The sequence below is a fragment of the Pseudomonas sp. PDNC002 genome (genome assembly GCF_016919445.1).
Classification (GTDB): Bacteria; Pseudomonadota; Gammaproteobacteria; order Pseudomonadales; family Pseudomonadaceae; genus Pseudomonas.
In genome coordinates, this window is the sequence record NZ_CP070356.1 from 256845 (window position 1) to 275081 (window position 18237).

At 67.7% G+C, this 18237-nt stretch carries 17 protein-coding genes; 8 read left to right on the plus strand and 9 right to left on the minus strand.

What is annotated here, in order from left to right:
* Positions 1-93 precede the first annotated feature (93 nt).
* The 4 genes from JVX91_RS01300 (at position 94) to JVX91_RS01315 (ending at position 3739) form a co-directional block, all read left to right on the plus strand.
* Positions 94-1443, plus strand: coding sequence for an MATE family efflux transporter (locus JVX91_RS01300; protein ID WP_205337662.1), 1350 nt, complete (start codon positions 94-96; stop codon positions 1441-1443).
* A gap of 17 nt (positions 1444-1460) precedes the next feature.
* Entirely contained in the window at positions 1461-2504 is a 1044-nt protein-coding gene (locus JVX91_RS01305) for a sensor domain-containing diguanylate cyclase (protein WP_205337663.1), read from the plus strand.
* Between the two features lie 32 nt (positions 2505-2536).
* Positions 2537-2992: a DUF2214 family protein gene (locus JVX91_RS01310; RefSeq protein WP_205337664.1), complete on the plus strand. Its 456-nt coding sequence runs from the start codon at positions 2537-2539 to the stop codon at positions 2990-2992.
* 111 nt (positions 2993-3103) lie between these two features.
* Positions 3104-3739 (plus strand): hypothetical protein, encoded by a 636-nt coding sequence (locus tag JVX91_RS01315; protein ID WP_205337665.1) that lies wholly within the window; start codon positions 3104-3106, stop codon positions 3737-3739.
* 5 nt (positions 3740-3744) lie between these two features.
* On the opposite strand, the gene JVX91_RS01320 is transcribed toward JVX91_RS01315, so the two are convergent.
* From JVX91_RS01320 to JVX91_RS01330, 3 genes are read right to left on the minus strand one after another with little or no spacing between them, the layout of a single operon-like run.
* Positions 3745-4599: an arylamine N-acetyltransferase gene (locus JVX91_RS01320; RefSeq protein ID WP_205337666.1), complete on the minus strand. Its 855-nt coding sequence runs from the start codon at positions 4597-4599 to the stop codon at positions 3745-3747.
* Between the two features lie 22 nt (positions 4600-4621).
* Positions 4622-5107 (minus strand): cupin domain-containing protein, encoded by a 486-nt coding sequence (locus JVX91_RS01325; protein ID WP_205337667.1) that lies wholly within the window; start codon positions 5105-5107, stop codon positions 4622-4624.
* On the minus strand, positions 5104-5844 hold the full coding sequence (locus JVX91_RS01330; protein ID WP_205337668.1) for an NAD(P)-dependent oxidoreductase: 741 nt from the start codon (positions 5842-5844) through the stop codon (positions 5104-5106). The genes JVX91_RS01325 and JVX91_RS01330 overlap by 4 nt, the downstream gene beginning before the upstream one ends.
* Before the next feature lie 182 nt (positions 5845-6026).
* Between JVX91_RS01330 and JVX91_RS01335 the strand changes: the two genes are divergently transcribed.
* The gene (locus tag JVX91_RS01335) at positions 6027-6587 is read left to right on the plus strand and encodes an NAD(P)H-dependent oxidoreductase (protein ID WP_205337669.1); all 561 of its coding nucleotides are present in this window, start codon (positions 6027-6029) and stop codon (positions 6585-6587) included.
* 39 nt (positions 6588-6626) lie between these two features.
* Here JVX91_RS01335 and JVX91_RS01340 read toward each other — a convergent pair whose 3' ends face one another.
* Both JVX91_RS01340 and cbpA read right to left on the minus strand, forming a co-directional pair.
* Complete coding sequence (locus tag JVX91_RS01340) at positions 6627-6929, minus strand: chaperone modulator CbpM (RefSeq protein WP_240201688.1); 303 nt, start codon at positions 6927-6929, stop codon at positions 6627-6629.
* Positions 6926-7894: a curved DNA-binding protein gene (cbpA, locus tag JVX91_RS01345; RefSeq protein WP_205337670.1), complete on the minus strand. Its 969-nt coding sequence runs from the start codon at positions 7892-7894 to the stop codon at positions 6926-6928. Before cbpA ends, JVX91_RS01340 begins: the two co-directional genes overlap by 4 nt.
* Before the next feature lie 263 nt (positions 7895-8157).
* Between cbpA and JVX91_RS01350 the strand changes: the two genes are divergently transcribed.
* Positions 8158-9591, plus strand: coding sequence for a PLP-dependent aminotransferase family protein (locus JVX91_RS01350; protein ID WP_205337671.1), 1434 nt, complete (start codon positions 8158-8160; stop codon positions 9589-9591).
* A 146-nt stretch (positions 9592-9737) separates the two neighbouring features.
* On the opposite strand, the gene speA is transcribed toward JVX91_RS01350, so the two are convergent.
* The 4 genes from speA to JVX91_RS01370 form a co-directional block, all read right to left on the minus strand.
* Positions 9738-11651 (minus strand): arginine decarboxylase, encoded by a 1914-nt coding sequence (gene speA, locus JVX91_RS01355; protein WP_205337672.1) that lies wholly within the window; start codon positions 11649-11651, stop codon positions 9738-9740.
* Between the two features lie 272 nt (positions 11652-11923).
* A complete protein-coding gene (locus tag JVX91_RS01360; protein ID WP_024766966.1) occupies positions 11924-12295 on the minus strand; it encodes a translation initiation factor Sui1 in 372 nt (123 codons plus the stop codon).
* A gap of 322 nt (positions 12296-12617) precedes the next feature.
* Entirely contained in the window at positions 12618-13157 is a 540-nt protein-coding gene (locus tag JVX91_RS01365; protein WP_205337673.1) for an NUDIX hydrolase, read from the minus strand.
* Positions 13158-13160: 3 nt separating this feature from the next.
* Positions 13161-14225 carry a DUF2333 family protein gene (locus tag JVX91_RS01370; RefSeq protein WP_205337674.1) on the minus strand — a complete coding sequence of 355 codons (1065 nt, stop codon included), beginning with the start codon at positions 14223-14225 and terminating at the stop codon, positions 13161-13163.
* A gap of 285 nt (positions 14226-14510) precedes the next feature.
* Between JVX91_RS01370 and JVX91_RS01375 the strand changes: the two genes are divergently transcribed.
* Both JVX91_RS01375 and JVX91_RS01380 read left to right on the plus strand, forming a co-directional pair.
* On the plus strand, positions 14511-16121 hold the full coding sequence (locus JVX91_RS01375; protein WP_205337675.1) for a PleD family two-component system response regulator: 1611 nt from the start codon (positions 14511-14513) through the stop codon (positions 16119-16121).
* A 121-nt stretch (positions 16122-16242) separates the two neighbouring features.
* Positions 16243-18210 carry a methyl-accepting chemotaxis protein gene (locus JVX91_RS01380; protein WP_205337676.1) on the plus strand — a complete coding sequence of 656 codons (1968 nt, stop codon included), beginning with the start codon at positions 16243-16245 and terminating at the stop codon, positions 18208-18210.
* The last annotated feature ends 27 nt before the right edge of the window (positions 18211-18237 follow it).

An 18237-nucleotide genomic window follows, 5' to 3' on the forward strand; every position in this document is an offset into this window, starting at 1 on the left:
CGCCGACGGAACCGCCTGACTGGGGAACGAACGGCCGGCGTCCGCCGTGCTGATGGCGTGCCGCTATACTGCGCGCCAGTTCAGGAGCCCCGAATGAATCCCCTGCTCGAAGCCTGGCGCCACTCGCCGACCCACCGCCGCGTCTGGGCGCTAGCCGCGCCGATGATCCTGTCCAACGTTTCCGTGCCCCTGGTTACCCTGGTGGACAGCGCGGTCGTCGGGCATCTGCCCCACGCCCACCAACTGGCCGCCGTGGCGGTGGGTGGCGGGCTCTATACGCTGCTGGTCGGCGTGCTGGGCTTCCTGCGCATGGGCACCACCGGCTTCGCCGCCCAGGCAGCCGGGCGTGACGATGGCGGTGCGCTGCGGCGGATTCTCGGCCAGGGCCTGCTGCTGGCGCTGGGCCTGGCGTTGCTGCTGGGCCTGCTGGCGGTGCCGCTGACCGGCCCGGCGCTGGGGTTGATGCGGCCGTCCGCCGAGCTGGATGCGCTGGCCCGGGAGTTCTTCCATATCCGTCTGTTCGGCCTGCCGGCGGCGCTGGCCACCTATGCGCTGGTCGGCTGGTTCCTCGGCACGCAGAACGCCCGCGCGCCGCTGGCGATCCTGCTGACCACCAACATCACCAACATCATCCTGGCCCTGTGGTTCGTCGTCGGTCTGGAATGGGGCGTGGTCGGCGCCGCGCGCGCCTCGGTGATTGCCGAATGGAGCGGCGCGCTGCTCGGCCTCGCGCTGACCCGTGGCGCGCTGCGTCGCTATCCCGGCCAGCCGGACTGGTCGCGCCTGCGCGCCTGGCTCAGCTGGCGACCGCTGCTGATGGTCAACCGCGACATTTTCATTCGCAGCCTGGCGCTGCAGGGCGTGTTCTTCCTGCTCACGGTGCAGGGCACGCGCCTGGGTGACGCGACCGTGGCGGCCAACGCGTTGCTACTCAATGGCCTGATGGTCACCTCCTACGCGCTGGATGGCCTCGCCCACGCGGTGGAGGCCTTGTGCGGCCATGCCATTGGCGGCCGCGACCGCACCGCGCTGCGCCGTTCGCTGGTGGTGGCCTGTGGCTGGTCGCTGATCGCCAGCCTGTTGTTCGTCGCCTTCTTCAGCTTCGGCGGGCACCTCTTCATCGCCCTGCAGAGCGACATCCCGCAAGTGCGCGCCACGGCCGATCAGTACCTGCCGTACCTCGCCTGCCTGCCGCTGATCGGCATGTGGAGTTACCTGCTCGACGGCCTGTTCATCGGCGCCACCCGCGCCCGCGAGATGCGCAACGCCATGCTCCTCGCCTGCGCCGCCAGCCTGCCGCTGGGCCTCGCGCTGCAGAGCTGGGGAAATCACGGTTTGTGGCTAACCTTCCTATGCTTCATGTTGCTGCGCGGCGTGATCCTCGCACTCTATGCCGTGAGACTCACGCGCGACGACGCCTGGCAGGTGCCTGCCAGCCCCTGACCGAGAAAGGAGGCGCCATGCCGGCTTGTCCCATTCCCGCTGACGAAGCCCTGCGCCAGCAGACCCTGGATGAGATGAACCTGCTCGACACCCCGGCCGAGCACTACCTGGACACCCTGGTCCGGCTGACCCAGGACCTGGTGCGGGTGGACACCGTGCTGATCAGCCTGATCGATCAGGACCGCCAGTGGTTCAAGGCCCGCGTCGGGCTGGATGCCAATGAAACCACGCGCGACGTGTCCTTCTGCGGCTACGCCATCCTCGGCGAGGACACCCTGCTGGTGCCCGACGCCACACTCGACCCGCGCTTCGCCGACAACCCGCTGGTGCTCGGCCCGCCCTACATCCGTTTCTATGCCGGCCGCCCGCTACGCGCGGGCAACGGTCAGGCGATCGGCACCCTGTGCATGATCGATCCGAGGCCGAGCAGCATGACCCCGGCGCAACAGGCCAACTTCCGCGACCTGGCCACCCTCGCCGAGGGCTACCTGCAACTGCGCAGCCTGATCCAGAGCAACCGTGACCTGCGCGTGGAGATGGACCGCGAGCAGCGCAAAGCCCTGGTCGACCCGCTGACCCAACTGTGGAACCGCGGCGCCCTGGTCACCTTCCAGGACCGCGAGTGCCGCCTGGCGCGCGAGAGCCAGGTGCAGCTCGGGGTGATCTACGCCGACCTCGACTACTTCAAGGCGATCAATGACCAGCACGGCCATGCCGCCGGCGATCAGGTGCTCTGCGAATGCGCGCGCCGTCTGCGGGCGGCGCTCAGGCCGGATGACCTGCTGGTGCGCCAGGGCGGCGAGGAGTTCGTCGCCTTGCTGCGGGTGAAGGACGGCGAGGAGCTGCAACGGGTCGCCGAACGCGTGCGCCAGTTGATCGGCAGAGAGCCGGTGCGATTGGCCAGCGGGCCGCTGACGGTCAGCCTGAGCGTCGGCTGCACTCTGCTGGCGGGGGACGAAGCTGTCGACCAGGCACTGGAACGGGCCGACACCGCGCTCTACAGTGCCAAGCAGGCCGGACGCGACCGGGTGTGCTTCAGCGCGCCGCCGGCTTCAGCCTGATCACAAGAAAGGCCCCACCAGAGGACCCACCCATGGCCCAAGCCATCGCCGCGTACCTGCACTACCTGTCGATCTTCATCCTGTTCGCCCTGCTGGTGCTGGAGCACCAGTTGTTCCGCCTGCCGCTGGACCTGTCGCGGGCGCGCAGCCTGGTCTTCGTCGACCTGGCCTACGGCGCCTGCGCCGGCGTGGTCCTGCTGACTGGCGCGGCGCGGGTCGTGTGGTTCGCCAAGGGCACCGACTACTACCTGCACAACAGCATCTTCCACGCCAAGATCGGCCTGTTCGTCCTGGTGGCGCTGCTGTCGATCCTGCCGACCATGACCTTCCTCAACTGGCGCAACGAGCTCAAGGCCGGGCGCGTGCCGGTGCCCAGCGAGCGGCAGGCGAAAATGGTGATCATGACCATCCGTGTCGAGCTGCTGGCACTGATGATCCTGCCGCTGCTGGCGAGCCTGATGGCGCGGGGCTTCGGCATGATCGGCTGAAGCCGACGGCTCGCCGATTTCCTACGTGGCGTTCGGATATTCCCGCTACTGATCGAATCCTGAGGTGTAGATGCTCCTGCACAGGCCACCGACCTGTCGCAGGACATCCCGATGCCAGTCCCCCTCCTCTCTCTCCCTTCCGCCCGACTTGGCCTGCTGGCCGGCATCCTTTTGCTGAGCGGCTGCGCCAGCGACGCGTTCACCCTGGAAGCCGATCTGCCCGGAGACTTCAAGTTCACCGGCGATGCCCGCTACGTCGCCAGCCAGGGCTGTGCCACGGATATCCGCGCACGCAGCGAACACCGGGTGTTCGAAACCGCCGGCAACGGCGAGCGACCACGACGGGTGAGCTTCCAGGTGCCGATGAGCGACGACAGTGGTGGTTGCCATCGCGCATTGCAGGACATCAGCATCCAGCTGGATGGCAGTTCCGATCCGAGCTTTTCCAATGCCGATAACGCCAATGCCGACATAGCGCTGGCCCGCCTGTCGATCCGCGACAGCCTGGCGACCAACGAACAGCCCATGCCGACCAAGGGCGTCCGCATCTTCGACGGCCAGTGCCGGTGGGAAACCCCGAACGGCCAGGCTGGACGGGCACTGGTCTGCCGCGCCTCGGACGCCCACGGCGACTGGCTCGAAGGGCCACCCGGCGGCGTGCTGCAGCGCAGTGACCTGGGCGGCCGCATCGTGCGCCTGGCCATCGGCCTGGCGCCCTCGATCCCGGCTACCGCCGACGGCCGCTGAGCCGTTCAGACCAGCGAACGGGTCTCCAGCAGCAGACGCGCCAATCGCGCGCGCAGCGCCGCTGTCTCCGACTCGGCCACCTGCAGCCGGAAGCGCTCGCGTAACACCGTCAATAACTCGTCAGCGTCCTCGATGCTGCGCTGCTGGATACCCCCGTCGGCGCCCCGACGACTGAACTGCCCATTGAGCAGCGATAGCCGCGCGCCCTCCTCGCTGAGCGCCACGCGCAGGGAGTTGCGGAATACACTCTGCGGGTAGGTCGAGGTGTACCAGTTGCGCATCCCATAGTCGGCCCAGTGCTGCGGCTCAAGGGTGAAGCGGTACAGGGTCTGCCAGCCGGAAGCGGAGCGCGTGGCCATTTCCAGTTCGCCGCCGGCGTCAGGGGTGATGCGCCAGCCGCCGGGCAGTTCCTCGTCCAGTTGCAGCGGCAAGGCGCGGGGCGAGGCCGGGCCACCAAAGCCGATATCCACCAGGTGCGGACCTTCGTCGAGATCGACCCGCAACAGCAGGTGCGTCTGCGGCGTCAGCGGCGCATCGCTCGGCAATCCCCAGCGCACCCGCGCCACCAGCAGCGTCACTCGGTAATCCAGGCTGGCGAGCAGGCGGCCGAACAGGCTGTTCAGCTCGAAGCAGTAGCCGCCGCGATGGCGTTCCACGACCTTGGCGAATACCGCCTCCGGCTCGATTTCCACCGGTTTGTCGAGCACCACATCGAGGTTCTCGAAGGGCAGCCGATGCAGCGAGGCGACGATCAGTCGATCCAGGTTCGCCAGTGTCGGCGCGGGACGCTCCGCCGGTAGGCCAAGGCGCGCCAGGGTCGCATCGAGCTGGGCGGCGCTGAAGGGGGTGAGCGGGGACATGCGAATCTCCTTTCGCGAACGATCAGTGGGCAGGTTCGGGAATCACCAGCGGGCCGCAGTTCTCGTCACTGACGATCACCGCGAGCAACTGGGCAGGCTCGGTACCGCTGGGGTTCTCGGCAAACAGGTGCAACGCGCGCGAGGGTTCGAACCAGCTCTGGCCGGGACCGTAGGTGTGCGCCGGCAAACCCTGCATCTGCGAGCGCACCTGGCCGCGGATGACGACGGCGGTGACGGCGCCGGGATGCCGGTGCGCGGGCGTGAAGCCATTGGGCGGGAAACCCACCCGCAGCGTGGTGACGACCGTGCCGGGCATGTCCGCCAGTGGCTCGCAGGACAGCCGCGTCACCTCGGTCGCCGGCCGGGTGCTGGCGGCGGCGTGCGCACCGTGCCCTTCGACCAAATGCGCCAGCGGCCGCGACCAGGGTTGCCAGACCAATGCTCCGGCGGCGACGGCGGCGACGGCGGCGAGAGCGAGGCCGGAGCGCGCCTCCCAGGCGAGGTTCACGACGGCACTCCTTCCAGACGGAATCCCGGCTGCCAACCGAGGCGGTGGCGGGCCTTGGCCGAGCTGACCTCGACGTCCTGTTCCGTAATGTTGTAGGCGCCGGGTACGCCCCACTCCAGCGCCAGCAGCGCGGCGCGGGCAGCGTCGTCGACGTGCACGGAAAGGCGCGGGTCGGCCGCATCGGCTCCGGTGCCGGGTCCGTAGAGGCGGCCGTAACGCAGCACGATGCCTTCCATCGGCGCGGCGCCAAGCACGCTCGACTCCAGCGCGGCCACGCCACCCACGCTGATGGCGCGCGGGCCTTCGGCGTCCAGGTCCAGGGGCTGATCCTCATGCAACGGCGACTCGCCGGCGGCATAGGCCCAGGCGATGCTCTGCGCGACCATCCGTTGCACGCCCACGGCGCGGGCGGCGGACACCAGATTGGCGGTGCCCTCGCGGCGGACACGGGCATTGCGTGGCTGGGCGGCGGGCATCCGCGCAGGATCGAGGCCGGCTGGCAGGTCCGTGAGCTGATGGATTACCCAGCGTGGCTTGAAGTCCCGCAGGGCGGCATGCAGGGCCTCGCCATCGAAGACATCCAGAACCTGCGCCCGCGCACCCATGGCCTGCAACATGGCGACGCGTTCCGGCGAGCGGCTGATGGCCAGGACTTCGTAGCCACGCTCGATCAGCAACGGCAGCAACCGCTGGCCGATGGCGCCACTGGCACCGGCGAAAAACACTTTCATGCACATGGGGACCTCGAATCGAGTGGTGAAGGCATGGCTCACTCTAGCGACGCCATGCCCTACCCCACAGTGCCAAGATCGCGCAGAACGACTGGGACATGATTACCCGTTGTTGATCCAGGTCCGAGCAAACCCGGCTTCATCGTCTATAACAAACGGCTCACTACCCCCGTTCTTGAGGAGTCGCCATGAGCCAAGTCTTCGATGTCGCCGTTGTCGTCGGCAGCCTGCGCAAGGAATCCCTGAACCGCAAGATCGCCAAGGCCTTCGCCGCCTTGGCGCCGGCCAACCTGAAGCTGGAAATCGTGGAGATCGGCGACCTGCCGCTGTACAACGAGGAGCTCGACGCCGGCGCTCCGCCGGCCAGCTACGCCGCATTCCGCGAGCGCATCGCTCGCGCCGACGCGGTGCTGTTCGTCACCCCGGAGTACAACCGCTCGGTGCCCGGTGTGCTGAAGAATGCCATCGACGTCGGCTCGCGCCCGTATGGCAAGAGCGCCTGGAACGGCAAGCCCTGCGCCGTGGTCAGCGCGTCCCCCGGCGCCATTGGCGGTTTCGGCGCCAACCACCATCTGCGCCAGTCGCTGGTGTTCCTCAACATGCCGGTGCTGCAGCAGCCGGAAGCCTACCTGGGCGGCGCTGGTAGCTTCTTCGACGAATCCGGCACGCTGTCCGAGAAGACCAAGCCCTTCCTGCAGAGCATCATCGACGCCTTCGCCGGCTGGATCGAACAGAACCAGCCGCGCTGACAGGTCGATGCGCCGGCCCGTCGGGCCGGCGCACACCACTCACTCGTCCAGCAGGCGCGCCAGGCGCTGGCGCAGGTAGCGATTCTCCGCCCGCAGCTCGTCCACCTCATCGAGCAGACGCAGCGCCAGGGCGATGCCCGGCCAGTCCAGCTCGAACTCGCGGCGCAGGCGCACCGCGCGGCGCACCACGCTGACCGCCTGGTAATCGAACACCCAATGGCCACCGCGTTGTTCGCGGGGCTCCACGATGCCCACCTCGACGATCTCGACGAGTACGTCGCGGGGGAGGTTCACCGACTGGCAGAGCTCGTCGAGGTCCACCACCATCACTGTCGTCGTCATGCGCGTTTACCCCAATCGGCACGGGGATCGAAGGCCGCTTTCGCCGCCAGTTCTTCCCAGAGTGTGCGTGTCGCTTCATCCGCCGTCTTCGGCATCACCACCTTGAGTACGGCATAGAGATCGCCGGCGGCGGCATCGCCCTTGTTCGGCAGGCCCTTGCCCTTGATGCGCAGGCGCTGGCCGGCCTGGCTGTTGGCCGGGATGCCGAGGTTTATCCGCCCGCCCAGCGTGGGCACTTCCACCTTGGCGCCGAGCGCCGCTTCCCACGGCGCGACCGGCACCGTGACGATCAGGTCGCGGCCATCGACGTCGAAGATCGGGTGCGGCACCAGGCGAATCGCCAGGTACAGATCACCCGCCGGGCCGCCGTTGATGCCCGGCGCGCCCTGCCCCTTGAGGCGGATGCGCTCGCCATCGGCGGTGCCCACCGGAATCTTCACGTTCAGCGTCTTGCTCTGCGGTGGCAGCTTGCGCCCGTACTCGTCGTAGCTGGGCAGGCTGAAGCTGATCGGCCGGCTCTCGCCGGAGAGGGTTTCCTCAAGGAACAGCGGGACTTCCATCTCCACGTCCTGGCCACGGTGCGCGCGCGGTTGCCGCGCACCACCGAAGCCACCTTGAGGGCCGCCGGCGCGGGCGCCGAAGACCTGCTCGAAGAAGTCACTGAAGTCCTGCTCATGCCCCGGCGGCGGACCATCAAAGCCACCGCGCGGCTGCCAGCCGGGTGGTGCCTCGAACTGCGGCCCCTGCGGACCGTACTTGCGCAGCTCGTCGTACTCGGCGCGCTTCTCCGGGCTCTTGAGCACCTCATAGGCCTCGGAGACTTCCTTGAAGTGCGTCTCGGCGTCCGGCTCCTTGCTGACGTCCGGGTGGTACTTGCGCGCGAGCTTGCGGTAGGCGGTCTTGATCGCCTTCTCGTCGGCGTCGGGCTCTACACCCAGCGCCGCGTAGTAATCCTTGAATTCCATCGGTAACGGTCACTCCTCACATGCGTTGGACCTGTCGGCGCCTGGGACACGGGGGGATCGCGCGGGCAGCCGAAGCCGCTGCGCGCACTGCGAGGCGAACAGGTGGAAAAAGCGGGTTCTGCCACATCAGATGGAGTCGCCGTGCCCGCTTTTCAACACTCCCAGCAAGCCTAGACGCTGATCCTGCGCCCGCCCCGCGAAGACGATTTGATACCGGTCATGGCATAGTCATCTTCCCCACTTCAACGCGAACCATCCAGGCCATGAGCGTGCCCTTCGAGTCGATCCGCCAACCGCTGGACCCCGGCCACGCACTGCCGATCTACCGCCAGCTGTACGAGCGCTTCAAGGACGCCATCACCCGTGGCGCGCTGCGTCCGGGCGAGCGCGTGCCGCCGGTGCGCGGCCTGGCCGGCGAGCTCGGGGTGGCGCGCGGCACGGTGGAACTGGCCTATCAACTGCTTGTCAGCGAGGGCTATCTGCTGCCGCGCGGGCCTGCCGGCACCGTGGTGTCGCCGCAGCTCAGCGGGCGCACGCAGGCGCCGCCGCTGGTGGAGATCGATCCGGCAACCGTCGAGCGCAGCGTGCCGGGGGTGATCGCCCACGGCCCGACCATCCGCCCGTTCCAACTCGGCCTGCCGGGGCTCGACGCCTTTCCGCGCGCTCTCTGGTCACGTCTATGCGCCCGCCGCCTGCGCCAGCAGAGCGCGCCGATGCTGGCCTATCCGGAGCCCTGCGGTTACGGCCCGCTGCGCGAGGCGGTGGCGGGTTACCTGGGGATATCCCGCGGCATCGTCTGCGACCCGGCACAGGTGTTCATCTGCGCGGGCTACCAGGGCGCGCTGGACCTGATCAGCCGCACCCTGCTCGAACCCGGCCAGCGCTTCTGGCACGAGGACCCCGGTTACCCGCGCGGCCGCGAACTGCTGCGTCGCGCCGGTGGCGTACCGGTGCCGGTGGCGGTGGACGGCGACGGCCTGCGCGTGGAGGACGGCATCGCCCTCGCCCCGGATGCGAGTTTCGCCCTGGTCACGCCCTCGCAGCAGAGTCCCACCGGCGTCGCCCTCGGCCTGCCGCGCCGCCTGGCCCTGCTGGACTGGGCCGCCAGCAGCGGCGCCTGGATCGTCGAGGACGACTACGACAGCGAGTACCGCTACGCCGGCTTCCCCTTGCCGGCGCTGAAAAGCCTCGACCGCGCCGGCCGCGTGCTCTACACCGGCACCTTCAGCAAGGTGCTGTTTCCTGCGCTGCGCCTGGGCTACCTGGTGGTGCCGGCGGAGTTGGTGGAGGCCTTCGTGCGCAGCCAGCAGGTGTTCCCCTCAGGCTGCGCCGAACTGCTCCAGGCGACCCTCTGCGATTTCATGCAGGAGGGCCACTTTGCCCGTCACCTCAAGCGAACGCGCAGCCTCTATGCCCAGCGCCGGCAGTGGCTGCGCGAAGCGCTGGAGGATCGGCTGGGCGGGCATCTGCGCATCGCGCCGACGCCGGGCGGGCTGCACCTGATCGGCGCGGTGGAGGGGGACGACCTGGCTATCGCCCACCGCGCCCACGCCGACGGCATGGGTCTGCAGGCGCTGAATGCCTGGTGCGTGGAGAACCGACGCGAGCCGGCGCTGATGCTGAGCTTCACCAACGTGGTCGATCAGCAGACGGCCGCACGCTGGGCAGAGCGAGTCGCGGGCGCGATGGAGCGGTAGATAGCGCAGGCCCGCCGTTCGCGGTCCCATGGCGACACGGCGAGTGGCGCCATCGACGTATGGCGTCGAACGTCCTGGGCCTCGGCTATCCGCAGCCTGAAATGAAAAGCCCCGCCGAGGCGGGGCTTTTGCTTACGCGGGACCTATCAGGACGACAGGTACGCCGAGCGGGTCAGCCCCAGGCGCAGCGCGTCCAGGTACTGCGTGCGCTCGCGCGCGGTGAGCTTGGCCCCGGCAACCTTGTCGCGGTAGTGGGTCATCAGCTCCTCGGGCGACAGGTGCACGTAGCGCAGCATGTCCTCGATGGTGTCGTGGGTCTCGATGCCGGCGTGGTAGTAGCTGCCGTCGGCGTTCTGGTAGACGTTCACCGAGTCGGTGTCGCCGAACAGGTTGTGCATGTCGCCGAGGATTTCCTGGTAGGCGCCGACCAGGAAGGTGCCGATCAGGTAGTCCTCGCCTTCCTTTACGTCGTGCACCGGCATGCTGGTCTCGATGCTCTGCTCGTCGACGTACTGGGTGATCTTGCCGTCGGAATCACAGGTCAGGTCCTGCAGTACCGCGCGACGGGTCGGCTCCTCGCCCAGGCGGTGGATCGGCAGGATCGGCAGCACCTGGCCGATGGCCCAGGTGTCGGGCAGGCTCTGGAACACCGAGAAGTTGCAGATGTACTTGTCGGCCAGCTTGTCGTTCAACTCGTCGAGCACCTGGCGGTGCGAACGCTGGTGCGCCTTGAGCTGGTTGTGCAGGCGGCGGCAGATGGCGAAGTAGCACTGCTCGGCCAGGGCCTTCTGCGCCAGGCTGATCTTGCCTTCGGCGTACTGCGCGGCGGCGTCGCTCATGTAGTGGGTGGCGCGCCAGTAGGTCTCGGTGACCATCTCGGCGTCGGTCGGGCCCAGCAGGTCGGCCAGCCACTGGACGATCTCCGGCTGTTCGGCCAGGTCGGTGATCTTCGGCACTTCGTCGTTGTGCCGCTCGACGTCGGTCACCTGGGTGATCAGTACCGCGTGGTGCGCGGTCAGTGCGCGGCCGCTCTCGGAGAAGATGTGCGGATGCGGCAGGCCCTGGGCGTCGCAGAACTCTTTCAGCATGCCCACCACCACACCGGCGTAGTCGTCGATGTCGTAGTTGATCGAGCTGGCGTTGCGCGAATGGGTGCCGTCGTAGTCCACGCCCAGGCCGCCGCCGACGTCCACGTGGTCCACCGGCAGGCCGAGGGCGCGCAGTTCGCCGTAGTAGCGGATGGCTTCCTTGAAGCCGTGCTGGTAGTCGGCCAGGTTGGCGATCTGCGAGCCCATGTGGAAGTGCAGCAGGCGCACGCCCTGGTCCAGGCCGGCGTCGCGGAAGCGCTCGACCACCGACAGCAGTTGCGCGGCGGACAGGCCGAACTTGGCCTTCTCGCCACCGGTGTCGGCCCACTTGGAGGACGCCAGCGAGGACAGGCGCACGCGCAGGCCAACCTGGGGCAGCACGCCAATCACGGCGGCTTCCTCGATCACCAGCTGCACCTCGGATTCCTTCTCGATCACGATGAACACGTTGTGACCGAGCTTCTGCCCCATCAGCGCCAGCTTGATGAACTCGCGGTCCTTGTAGCCGTTGCAGACGATGGTGCCGCCCTTGGGCGCCAGCGCCAGCACGGCCATCAGCTCGGGCTTGGAGCCCGCTTCCAGGCCGATGGAAACGTTCTGCGTGGCGATGATGCTTTCCACCACCGCTTCCTGCTGGTTCACCTTGATCGGGTACAGCGCGGTGTAGCGGCTGGTGTATTCCAGGCGCGCGATGTTGGCGTCGAAGGCGCCGGTGAGCTTGCGCACGCGGTCCTGGAGGATATCCGGGAAACGCACCAGCAACGGCAGCGACAGACCCGCCTCGCGCAGCTGCTCGACCACCCCGTGCAGATCGATCGGCTGGGCATCGGCGCCCTGCGGGCGAACTTCCACGTTACCGGCGTCGTTGATGGCGTAGTAGCCAGCGCCCCAGTGGCGAATTCCGTAGATGCTGCGGCTGTCTGCCACGGTCCAGTTGCTGCCGTCGTCTTTGCGGGTCCGTCTAGCGGCCATGCGTGGTGGTCTCCTCAAATTGCGCGAATGTGTGCAGGCGCCCGCCCGGCGTGCGGGTAGGTCGTCAAAGCCTGGTGGTGTAAACCTAGCCGGGCCTCGTGACGTTGCCGTGTTGACCGCCGGCATTGGCGGTAAGTTTAGGAAAATCCGACGACGCGCCCAGGGCGCGCCGATAAATCTCCCATCTAGGGAAAGGGCTTGCCGGCCATGCGCTTGGCGCACATCGCCTGGAACCCCTTCTCTGCAGAGGAGAATCGTTCGGGAGAGACGGCTCAGCCGCCGGATTTCTTCGCCTTGAGGCCGCGCTTGGTCAGCTCTTCGAGCAACAGGTCGACGTGGTCGCCCTGGATCTCGATGATGCCGTCCTTCAGCGCGCCACCCGTGCCGCAACGCTTCTTTAGCGCGGTGGCCAGGTCTTTCAGCGCATCGGCCGCCAGCGGCACGCCGGTCACCGTGGTCACGGTCTTGCCACCGCGGCCCTTGGTTTCACGACGCACGCGAGCGATGCCATCGCCGGCCGGAATCTCGGCCTGCTTGCAGATGCACGCGCCAACGGGCTGATTGCAGTCCGGGCAGTGCCGGCCGGAATCAGTGGAATAGACGAGCCCGCCGAGGGCGGACAGGGAGGATGCTTTCTTGACCACCGGGCGTTTCCCCAGGATTGGCCTCTTCGGGCCAGGTCAACGAATGGCCGGCTGGCGCCGACCGCGACGCCCCACTCAGGCAGGGGCTGCGCATTCCCGGCGGAGGACCCTGCCGGAAAGGTCGCGCAATTTAGCAGCATTGAAAGCAAATGCTAAGACCGAAAATGCGTCATTGATCGGTGGTTTGGCGACATGCCCTCTTTATCAAGACAGCTGGAAGTCGGATCGAGCGATCGCGGACGGAGGCCGCTCCTACGCCGGGGCCAGCATTTGTGTAGGAGCGGACCCTGTCCGCGATGTCTCGAAGCTCGCTCCAATTCCCTCAGAAACTCACCAGGTACTTGCGCAACGCCGCCAGCGAGTCCGGGCAATACAGCGCACCCGCCTTGGCTTCGGCCAGCGCCTGGTGCGGGTCAATGAACTTCGCTTCCAGCACTTCCTCGGGCTGCAACCTCAGCGGCGCATCGGACACCGCGGAGAACACCGCGCACCACAGGCGGTTGTCCGGCTGGTCGAAGAAGAAGGTGCCGTGTGGACGCAATTCCACGCCGGCAATGCCCAGCTCCTCTTCCAGCTCGCGGGCAGCCGACTCGGCGTAGCTTTCCTCGGCCTGCACCATGCCGCCGGCGGCCGGGTCCCAGTAGCCGGGATAAACCGCCTTGCTCAGGGTGCGCCGGTGCACGCACAGCTCACCGGCGGAGTTGAACAGCAGGATGAAGGTGCCCCGGCCGATCAGCCCGCGAGCGCGCAATTCGGCGCGCGGCAGGCTGCCCAGCAACTGGTCGTCGTCGTCGACCCAGGCGATCTTCTCGGCGTCCGAAGCCGCCCGGTGGGCGGCCTCCTTGTCGCTGATGCCTTCCATCGATCAGCCCTGGGCCAGCAGTTGGCGCAGGTCGATGATCGCGGCGTTGGCGCGGGAGATGTAGTTGGCCATCACCAGCGAATGGTTGGCCAGCACGCCGAAGCCGCTGCCATTGAGGACCATCGGGCTCCACAGCGGCGCCTCGGCGGCCTCCAGCTCACGGATGATCTGGCGCACGCTGACGGTGGCGTTCTTCTTCGCCAGCACGTCGGCGAAGTCCACCTCGATGGCGCGCAGGATGTGCGACAGCGCCCAGGCCTGGCCGCGGGCTTCGTAGAACACGTTGTCGATCTGCATCCAGGGGGTTTCCTGGATCACTTCCTCGACTTCCGGCGCCTGGCCCGGAGTGACCGGCTGCATCGGCGTGATATTGGTGTTCAGCTTCACCCGACCCACACTGGCCGAGAGGCGCTGGGACAGCGAGCCCAGACGGGTGGAAACGTCACCCAGCCAGTTGTTCAGGCTGTCGGCGCGGGCGTAGAACTGCGCACCGGCCGGATCAGCAGAGAGACGGCCGAGGTAGCGGTCCAGGGACTTGATGCCCTCGGCGTACTCCGACTCGGAGGACGGCAACGCCCAGCTCTTGTTGTCGAAGTTGAAGCGCGGCTCGGCGCGCGCCAGGTCGGCGTCCTCGGTGGACTGCGACTGGGAACGGGCGAAGTCCTTGCGCAGGGCGCGGGACAGGTCGCGCACCTGGACCAGGGCGCCGTATTCCCAGCTGGGCATGTTGTCCAGCCAGACGCCCGGCGGGAAGATGTCGTTGGAGAGATAGCCGCCCGGCTTGTTGAGGAGGGTGGCGACCACTTCCTTGAGGGTTTCCACGGTGGTATAGCCCACCACCATCTGGCGGCCGGCGCGCTCGGCGGCGGCCTGGGCGTTCTGCTGCACGGGGAACAGGTCCGGCTCCTGGCTCCAGTACCAGCCGATCACCCCGCAGACCACCAGGTAGGCGCCCAGCAGGCCGCCCAGTACACGACCCAGCCAGGGGCCACCGAAGTAGGCGCGTGCATCGTCTACCGTGTCATCCACGCGATCACGCACGGAGCCGCGTTTCTTCCAGTTCCACATGGCAAGTTCCTTGATGTCCCGAATTCGAAGATAGCTTGGACCCACATCCGGCCCCAGGGTGCCGGGATATTTGGTCGCACTGTGCAAGCATGCCGCACAGCGGCAGGTCAGCGCAGCCTACCCTGCGCATGGTGCTAGGTAACGTAGCGAATTACAAAGCTCAGGATGTTTGACCGAAGGCACTGTTATTGCCAGCAATGATTGGTAGCATAGGGCCATCACTGTGTATCACGGCGGAAACATATTCGCCCCGCAGGCCGCCGGTACGGCCGACGAAGAAGCGCGATGAACGAGCTCGACGATCCCTCCCTCGACCGCCTCAAGCATCACTTCGCCCAGCGAGTGATCCACCAGGCCCGCCACTTGCTGGAAGTCTGGCAGCGCCTGTCTCGGTCGGAATGGAACAGTAGTGGCACCGCGGAGCTGGGCGAAGCCTGCCTGCGCCTGCAGCGCTATGCCGAGCGCTTCGAGCAGGCCGAGCACGCCGACCTGGCCAAGGCCATCGATCAGTGCCTGCGCGCCGTGCAGGACAATCGTGGGCGACTCTCCAGCGAACTGATCACCGAGCTCAACCGCCTGATGCAGCGACTCTCGCGCACCGGCCTGCGCCACGGTGACCAATTCGAACAGACCAGCCTGCCGCCGCTGCGCAAGCCGGTCTACCTGGCCCTGCAGGATCAGGAGCGCGCCGAACGCCTGGCCCAGCAACTGGAATTCTTCGGCATGGCGGCGCAGCCCTGCGAACACGCCAATGCCTTCCGCGCCGCCATGGCCGAGCGCCACCCGGCGGCCATCGTCATGGAGATCGACTTCGCCGGCGGCCAGGGCCTGGCGCTCGCCGACGAGGCCCAGGCCGGCCTCAAGCACAAGCTGCCGGTGCTGTTCTTCAGCCATGAGGAAACCGATACCCCGACCCGCCTGGCCGCTGCCCGCACCGGCGGCCAGGACTTCTTCACCGGGGCGCTGGACGCCTCCGGCCTGCTAGAGAAGATCGAGACGTTGACCCGCGTATCGCAGTACGAGCCGTTCCGCGTCCTGATCGTCGACGATTCCCGCGCCCAGGCCGCGCACACCGAGATGGTCCTCAACAGCGCCGGCATCGTCACCCGCGCGCTCACCGCGCCGCTGTCGGTGATGGCCGAGCTGGCCGAGTTCCAGCCGGACCTGATCATCCTCGACATGTACATGCCCGAGTGCCTGGGCACCGAGCTGGCCAAGGTGATCCGCCAGCACGAGCGCTATGTCAGCGTGCCGATCATCTACCTGTCCGCCGAGGACGACCTGGACAAGCAGCTGGACGCCATGAGCGAAGGCGGCGACGACTTCCTCACCAAGCCGATCAAGCCGCGCCACCTGATCGCCACCGTACGCAACCGCGCCGCCCGCGCGCGCAGCCTGAAGGCACGGATGGTGCGCGACAGCCTGACCGGCCTGTACAACCACACCCATACCCTGCAGTTGCTCGACGATGCCCGCTTCCGCGCGCGCCGCGAGGAACGCCCGCTGACCTTCGCGATGCTCGACATCGACCACTTCAAGCGGGTCAACGACACCTATGGCCATCCCATGGGCGACCGGGTGATCAAGAGCCTGGCGCTGTTCCTCAAGCAGCGCCTGCGCAAGACCGACCACATCGGCCGGTACGGCGGCGAGGAATTCGCCGTGGTGCTGCCGGACACCGATGCCGCCTCGGCGCGCAAGGTGCTGGAGGAAATCCGCCAGCGCTTCGCCGATATCCATTACCCCGCCCAACCGCACGACCTGACCTGCACCTTCAGTTGCGGCATCGCCGAACTGGGCGAGGACATGGACATCAAGACCCTCGCCAAGCAGGCCGACGAGGCGCTGTACCGCGCCAAGCACGGCGGGCGCAACCGCGTAGAGGTCTACTCCTGATCCGGCGCGGCGCTCTGCCGCGCCGCTTTCCGACCAGATGCTGGCACCGTGTCATCAGCCAGTAACGAAACTGCAATAGGTTCAGGGCTCGCCGTTTTCCCGCTGTCGGTCGAGACCTGCCATGCGCCTCAAGCTGCTCACCAACCTCAACACCGTCCTGCTCCTGCTCGTCTGCGTCGCGCTGGGCGCCACCCTGTGGTGGTCGCAACGCGCGCTCGAGCGCCCTTTCACGTTGATGGACCGCTACCTGGAACTCTCCCAGGGCTTCGAGCGCAAGGTCGCGCAGAACATCCAGGCGTACCTCGCCAGCGGTGACGCGCTGAAACAGAAAGCCGCCCAGCAGGCGCTGGACGAACTGGCCGCGGAACTGCCGCAATTGCCGGACAGCCTCAGCCAGTTGCTCGGCCAGAGCCTCGACGAGTTGCGCCAGTTCAGCGGCAACCAGTTGCTCGCCGCCGGCAAGCTGGCGGGTGATCCGCAGGGCCTGCTGCTGCAGGCCGAACGCGACCTGCTGGCGGCGCTGGACCAGCTCGGCGCCTATGCCGACGCCAGCCAGAACCCCGCCGCCACCGAGTACCGCACGCCGCTGCTGCAAGCCAGTCTGCACCTGACGCGCCTCGCCCACGCCCGCGCCAAGCTGGTGGAGAGCGGCAATCCGGCGCTGGCCGCGGACATCCAGCGCGAGCTGGAAACCCTGCGCCAACTGGCCGAACGCATCGACGCCCTGCCCCTGCTCGGCGTGCTGGAACAGCAGGCCTCCGCCTCCGACGACTTCGCCGCGATGATGGGCCTGGATTCCCAGCCCGCCGCGCAACAGCAGAGCGAAGACCGTGGCGTCACCCTCAAGCGTGATCTCGCCAGCGTGCTGCGCCGCTACCCGGACGAGCTGGACCGCACCCGCCAACTGGTCGCCCAGCGCCAGGACCTGGCCAGCGCCACTGCCCAGCGCCTGGGCGCCGTGCAGCAGGCGCTGGCAACCCTGGAGCCGCAGGTGCGCGAGGAGCGTTCGAGGATCCAGGCTCAGGTTCGCATCATCCAGGGCGCCCTGATCGCCCTGATTCTCGCCACCGCGCTGCTCATCGATACGCTGCAACGCCGCCTGGCCCGCGTGCTCGGCCAACTGGTCCCGGCGCTGTCCACCTGGGCACGCGGCGACTTCAACCAGCCCATCGCGCTGAACACCCGCACCCGCGACCTGGTGGAGCTGCAGGAATCGCTGAATCGCCTGCGCGACTTCCTCGGCACCCTGGTCGGTACCATTCACCAGCGCGCCGAGGAAGTGGCCGGCAGCAGCCGTGCTCTGGCCGAGCTGAGCGGCGGCCTGCACGCCGGCGCCGAGCGCCAGGCCAGCGACACCGGGGAAATCCGCGACGCGCTGGGCGACATGGAGGCGGCGATCCAGCAGGTCGCCGGCGACGCCAGCCAGGCGGCCTCGGCCAGCCACGCCGCCGGCATGGCCGTCGAACAAGGGCAGCAGGTAATCGGCAACAGCCTGAGCGGCATGCGCGCGCTGGTGGACGAAGTGCAGAGCAACGCCCAGGCGATCGAGAACCTGGCCGAGGAGTCGGCCACGATCGGCAACGTACTGGGGGTGATTCGCTCCATCGCCGACCAGACCAACCTGCTGGCACTGAACGCCGCCATCGAGGCCGCACGAGCAGGCGAGCAAGGCCGTGGCTTTGCCGTGGTGGCCGAGGAAGTCCGCTCGCTGGCCCTGCGCACCGCCGGCGCCACCGAGGAAATCCAGCAACTCACCGCGCGCCTGCAGCAGGCCGCGCGACAATCGGTGGAAGCGATGCGCAGCCAGGTCGAGCATGCCGAAGTCACCGCCAACCAGGCCGGCGCCGCCGAGGGCGCACTGGACGAAGTGGTGGGCGCCATCCGCACCATCGCCAGCATGGCCGAGCGCATTGCCGAAAGCTCAGCGCAGCAGAGTGGCGCGGTCAGCGAAATCCGCTCCCACAGCGAGCGCATCCATGAACTGGGCAGCCAGAACCTGCGCCTGATCGGCCAGGGGCGTAGCCAGGGCGAGCAATTGCAGGAATTGGGCGGGGCGTTGCACACCGCCGTGCGGGCGTTTCGCGTCTGAATGCTGCCGGTCAGCCAATCGCGGACA

Excerpts from the sequence above, each read along its gene's own strand:
- cbpA (WP_205337670.1), bottom strand. The coding sequence starts at position 7,894 with ATGGAATTCAAGGATTACTACGCGGCGCTGGGTGTAGAGCCCGACGCC.
- JVX91_RS01330 (WP_205337668.1), bottom strand. The coding sequence starts at position 5,844 with ATGTGCATGAAAGTGTTTTTCGCCGGTGCCAGTGGCGCCATCGGCCAG.
- JVX91_RS01375 (WP_205337675.1), top strand. The coding sequence starts at position 14,511 with ATGAACGAGCTCGACGATCCCTCCCTCGACCGCCTCAAGCATCACTTC.
- JVX91_RS01365 (WP_205337673.1), bottom strand. The coding sequence starts at position 13,157 with ATGGAAGGCATCAGCGACAAGGAGGCCGCCCACCGGGCGGCTTCGGAC.
- speA (WP_205337672.1), bottom strand. The coding sequence starts at position 11,651 with ATGGCCGCTAGACGGACCCGCAAAGACGACGGCAGCAACTGGACCGTG.
- JVX91_RS01300 (WP_205337662.1), top strand. The coding sequence starts at position 94 with ATGAATCCCCTGCTCGAAGCCTGGCGCCACTCGCCGACCCACCGCCGC.
- JVX91_RS01380 (WP_205337676.1), top strand. The coding sequence starts at position 16,243 with ATGCGCCTCAAGCTGCTCACCAACCTCAACACCGTCCTGCTCCTGCTC.
- JVX91_RS01335 (WP_205337669.1), top strand. The coding sequence starts at position 6,027 with ATGAGCCAAGTCTTCGATGTCGCCGTTGTCGTCGGCAGCCTGCGCAAG.
- JVX91_RS01320 (WP_205337666.1), bottom strand. The coding sequence starts at position 4,599 with ATGTCCCCGCTCACCCCCTTCAGCGCCGCCCAGCTCGATGCGACCCTG.
- JVX91_RS01370 (WP_205337674.1), bottom strand. The coding sequence starts at position 14,225 with ATGTGGAACTGGAAGAAACGCGGCTCCGTGCGTGATCGCGTGGATGAC.
- JVX91_RS01350 (WP_205337671.1), top strand. The coding sequence starts at position 8,158 with ATGAGCGTGCCCTTCGAGTCGATCCGCCAACCGCTGGACCCCGGCCAC.
- JVX91_RS01310 (WP_205337664.1), top strand. The coding sequence starts at position 2,537 with ATGGCCCAAGCCATCGCCGCGTACCTGCACTACCTGTCGATCTTCATC.
- JVX91_RS01340 (WP_240201688.1), bottom strand. The coding sequence starts at position 6,929 with ATGACGACGACAGTGATGGTGGTGGACCTCGACGAGCTCTGCCAGTCG.
- JVX91_RS01315 (WP_205337665.1), top strand. The coding sequence starts at position 3,104 with ATGCCAGTCCCCCTCCTCTCTCTCCCTTCCGCCCGACTTGGCCTGCTG.
- JVX91_RS01305 (WP_205337663.1), top strand. The coding sequence starts at position 1,461 with ATGCCGGCTTGTCCCATTCCCGCTGACGAAGCCCTGCGCCAGCAGACC.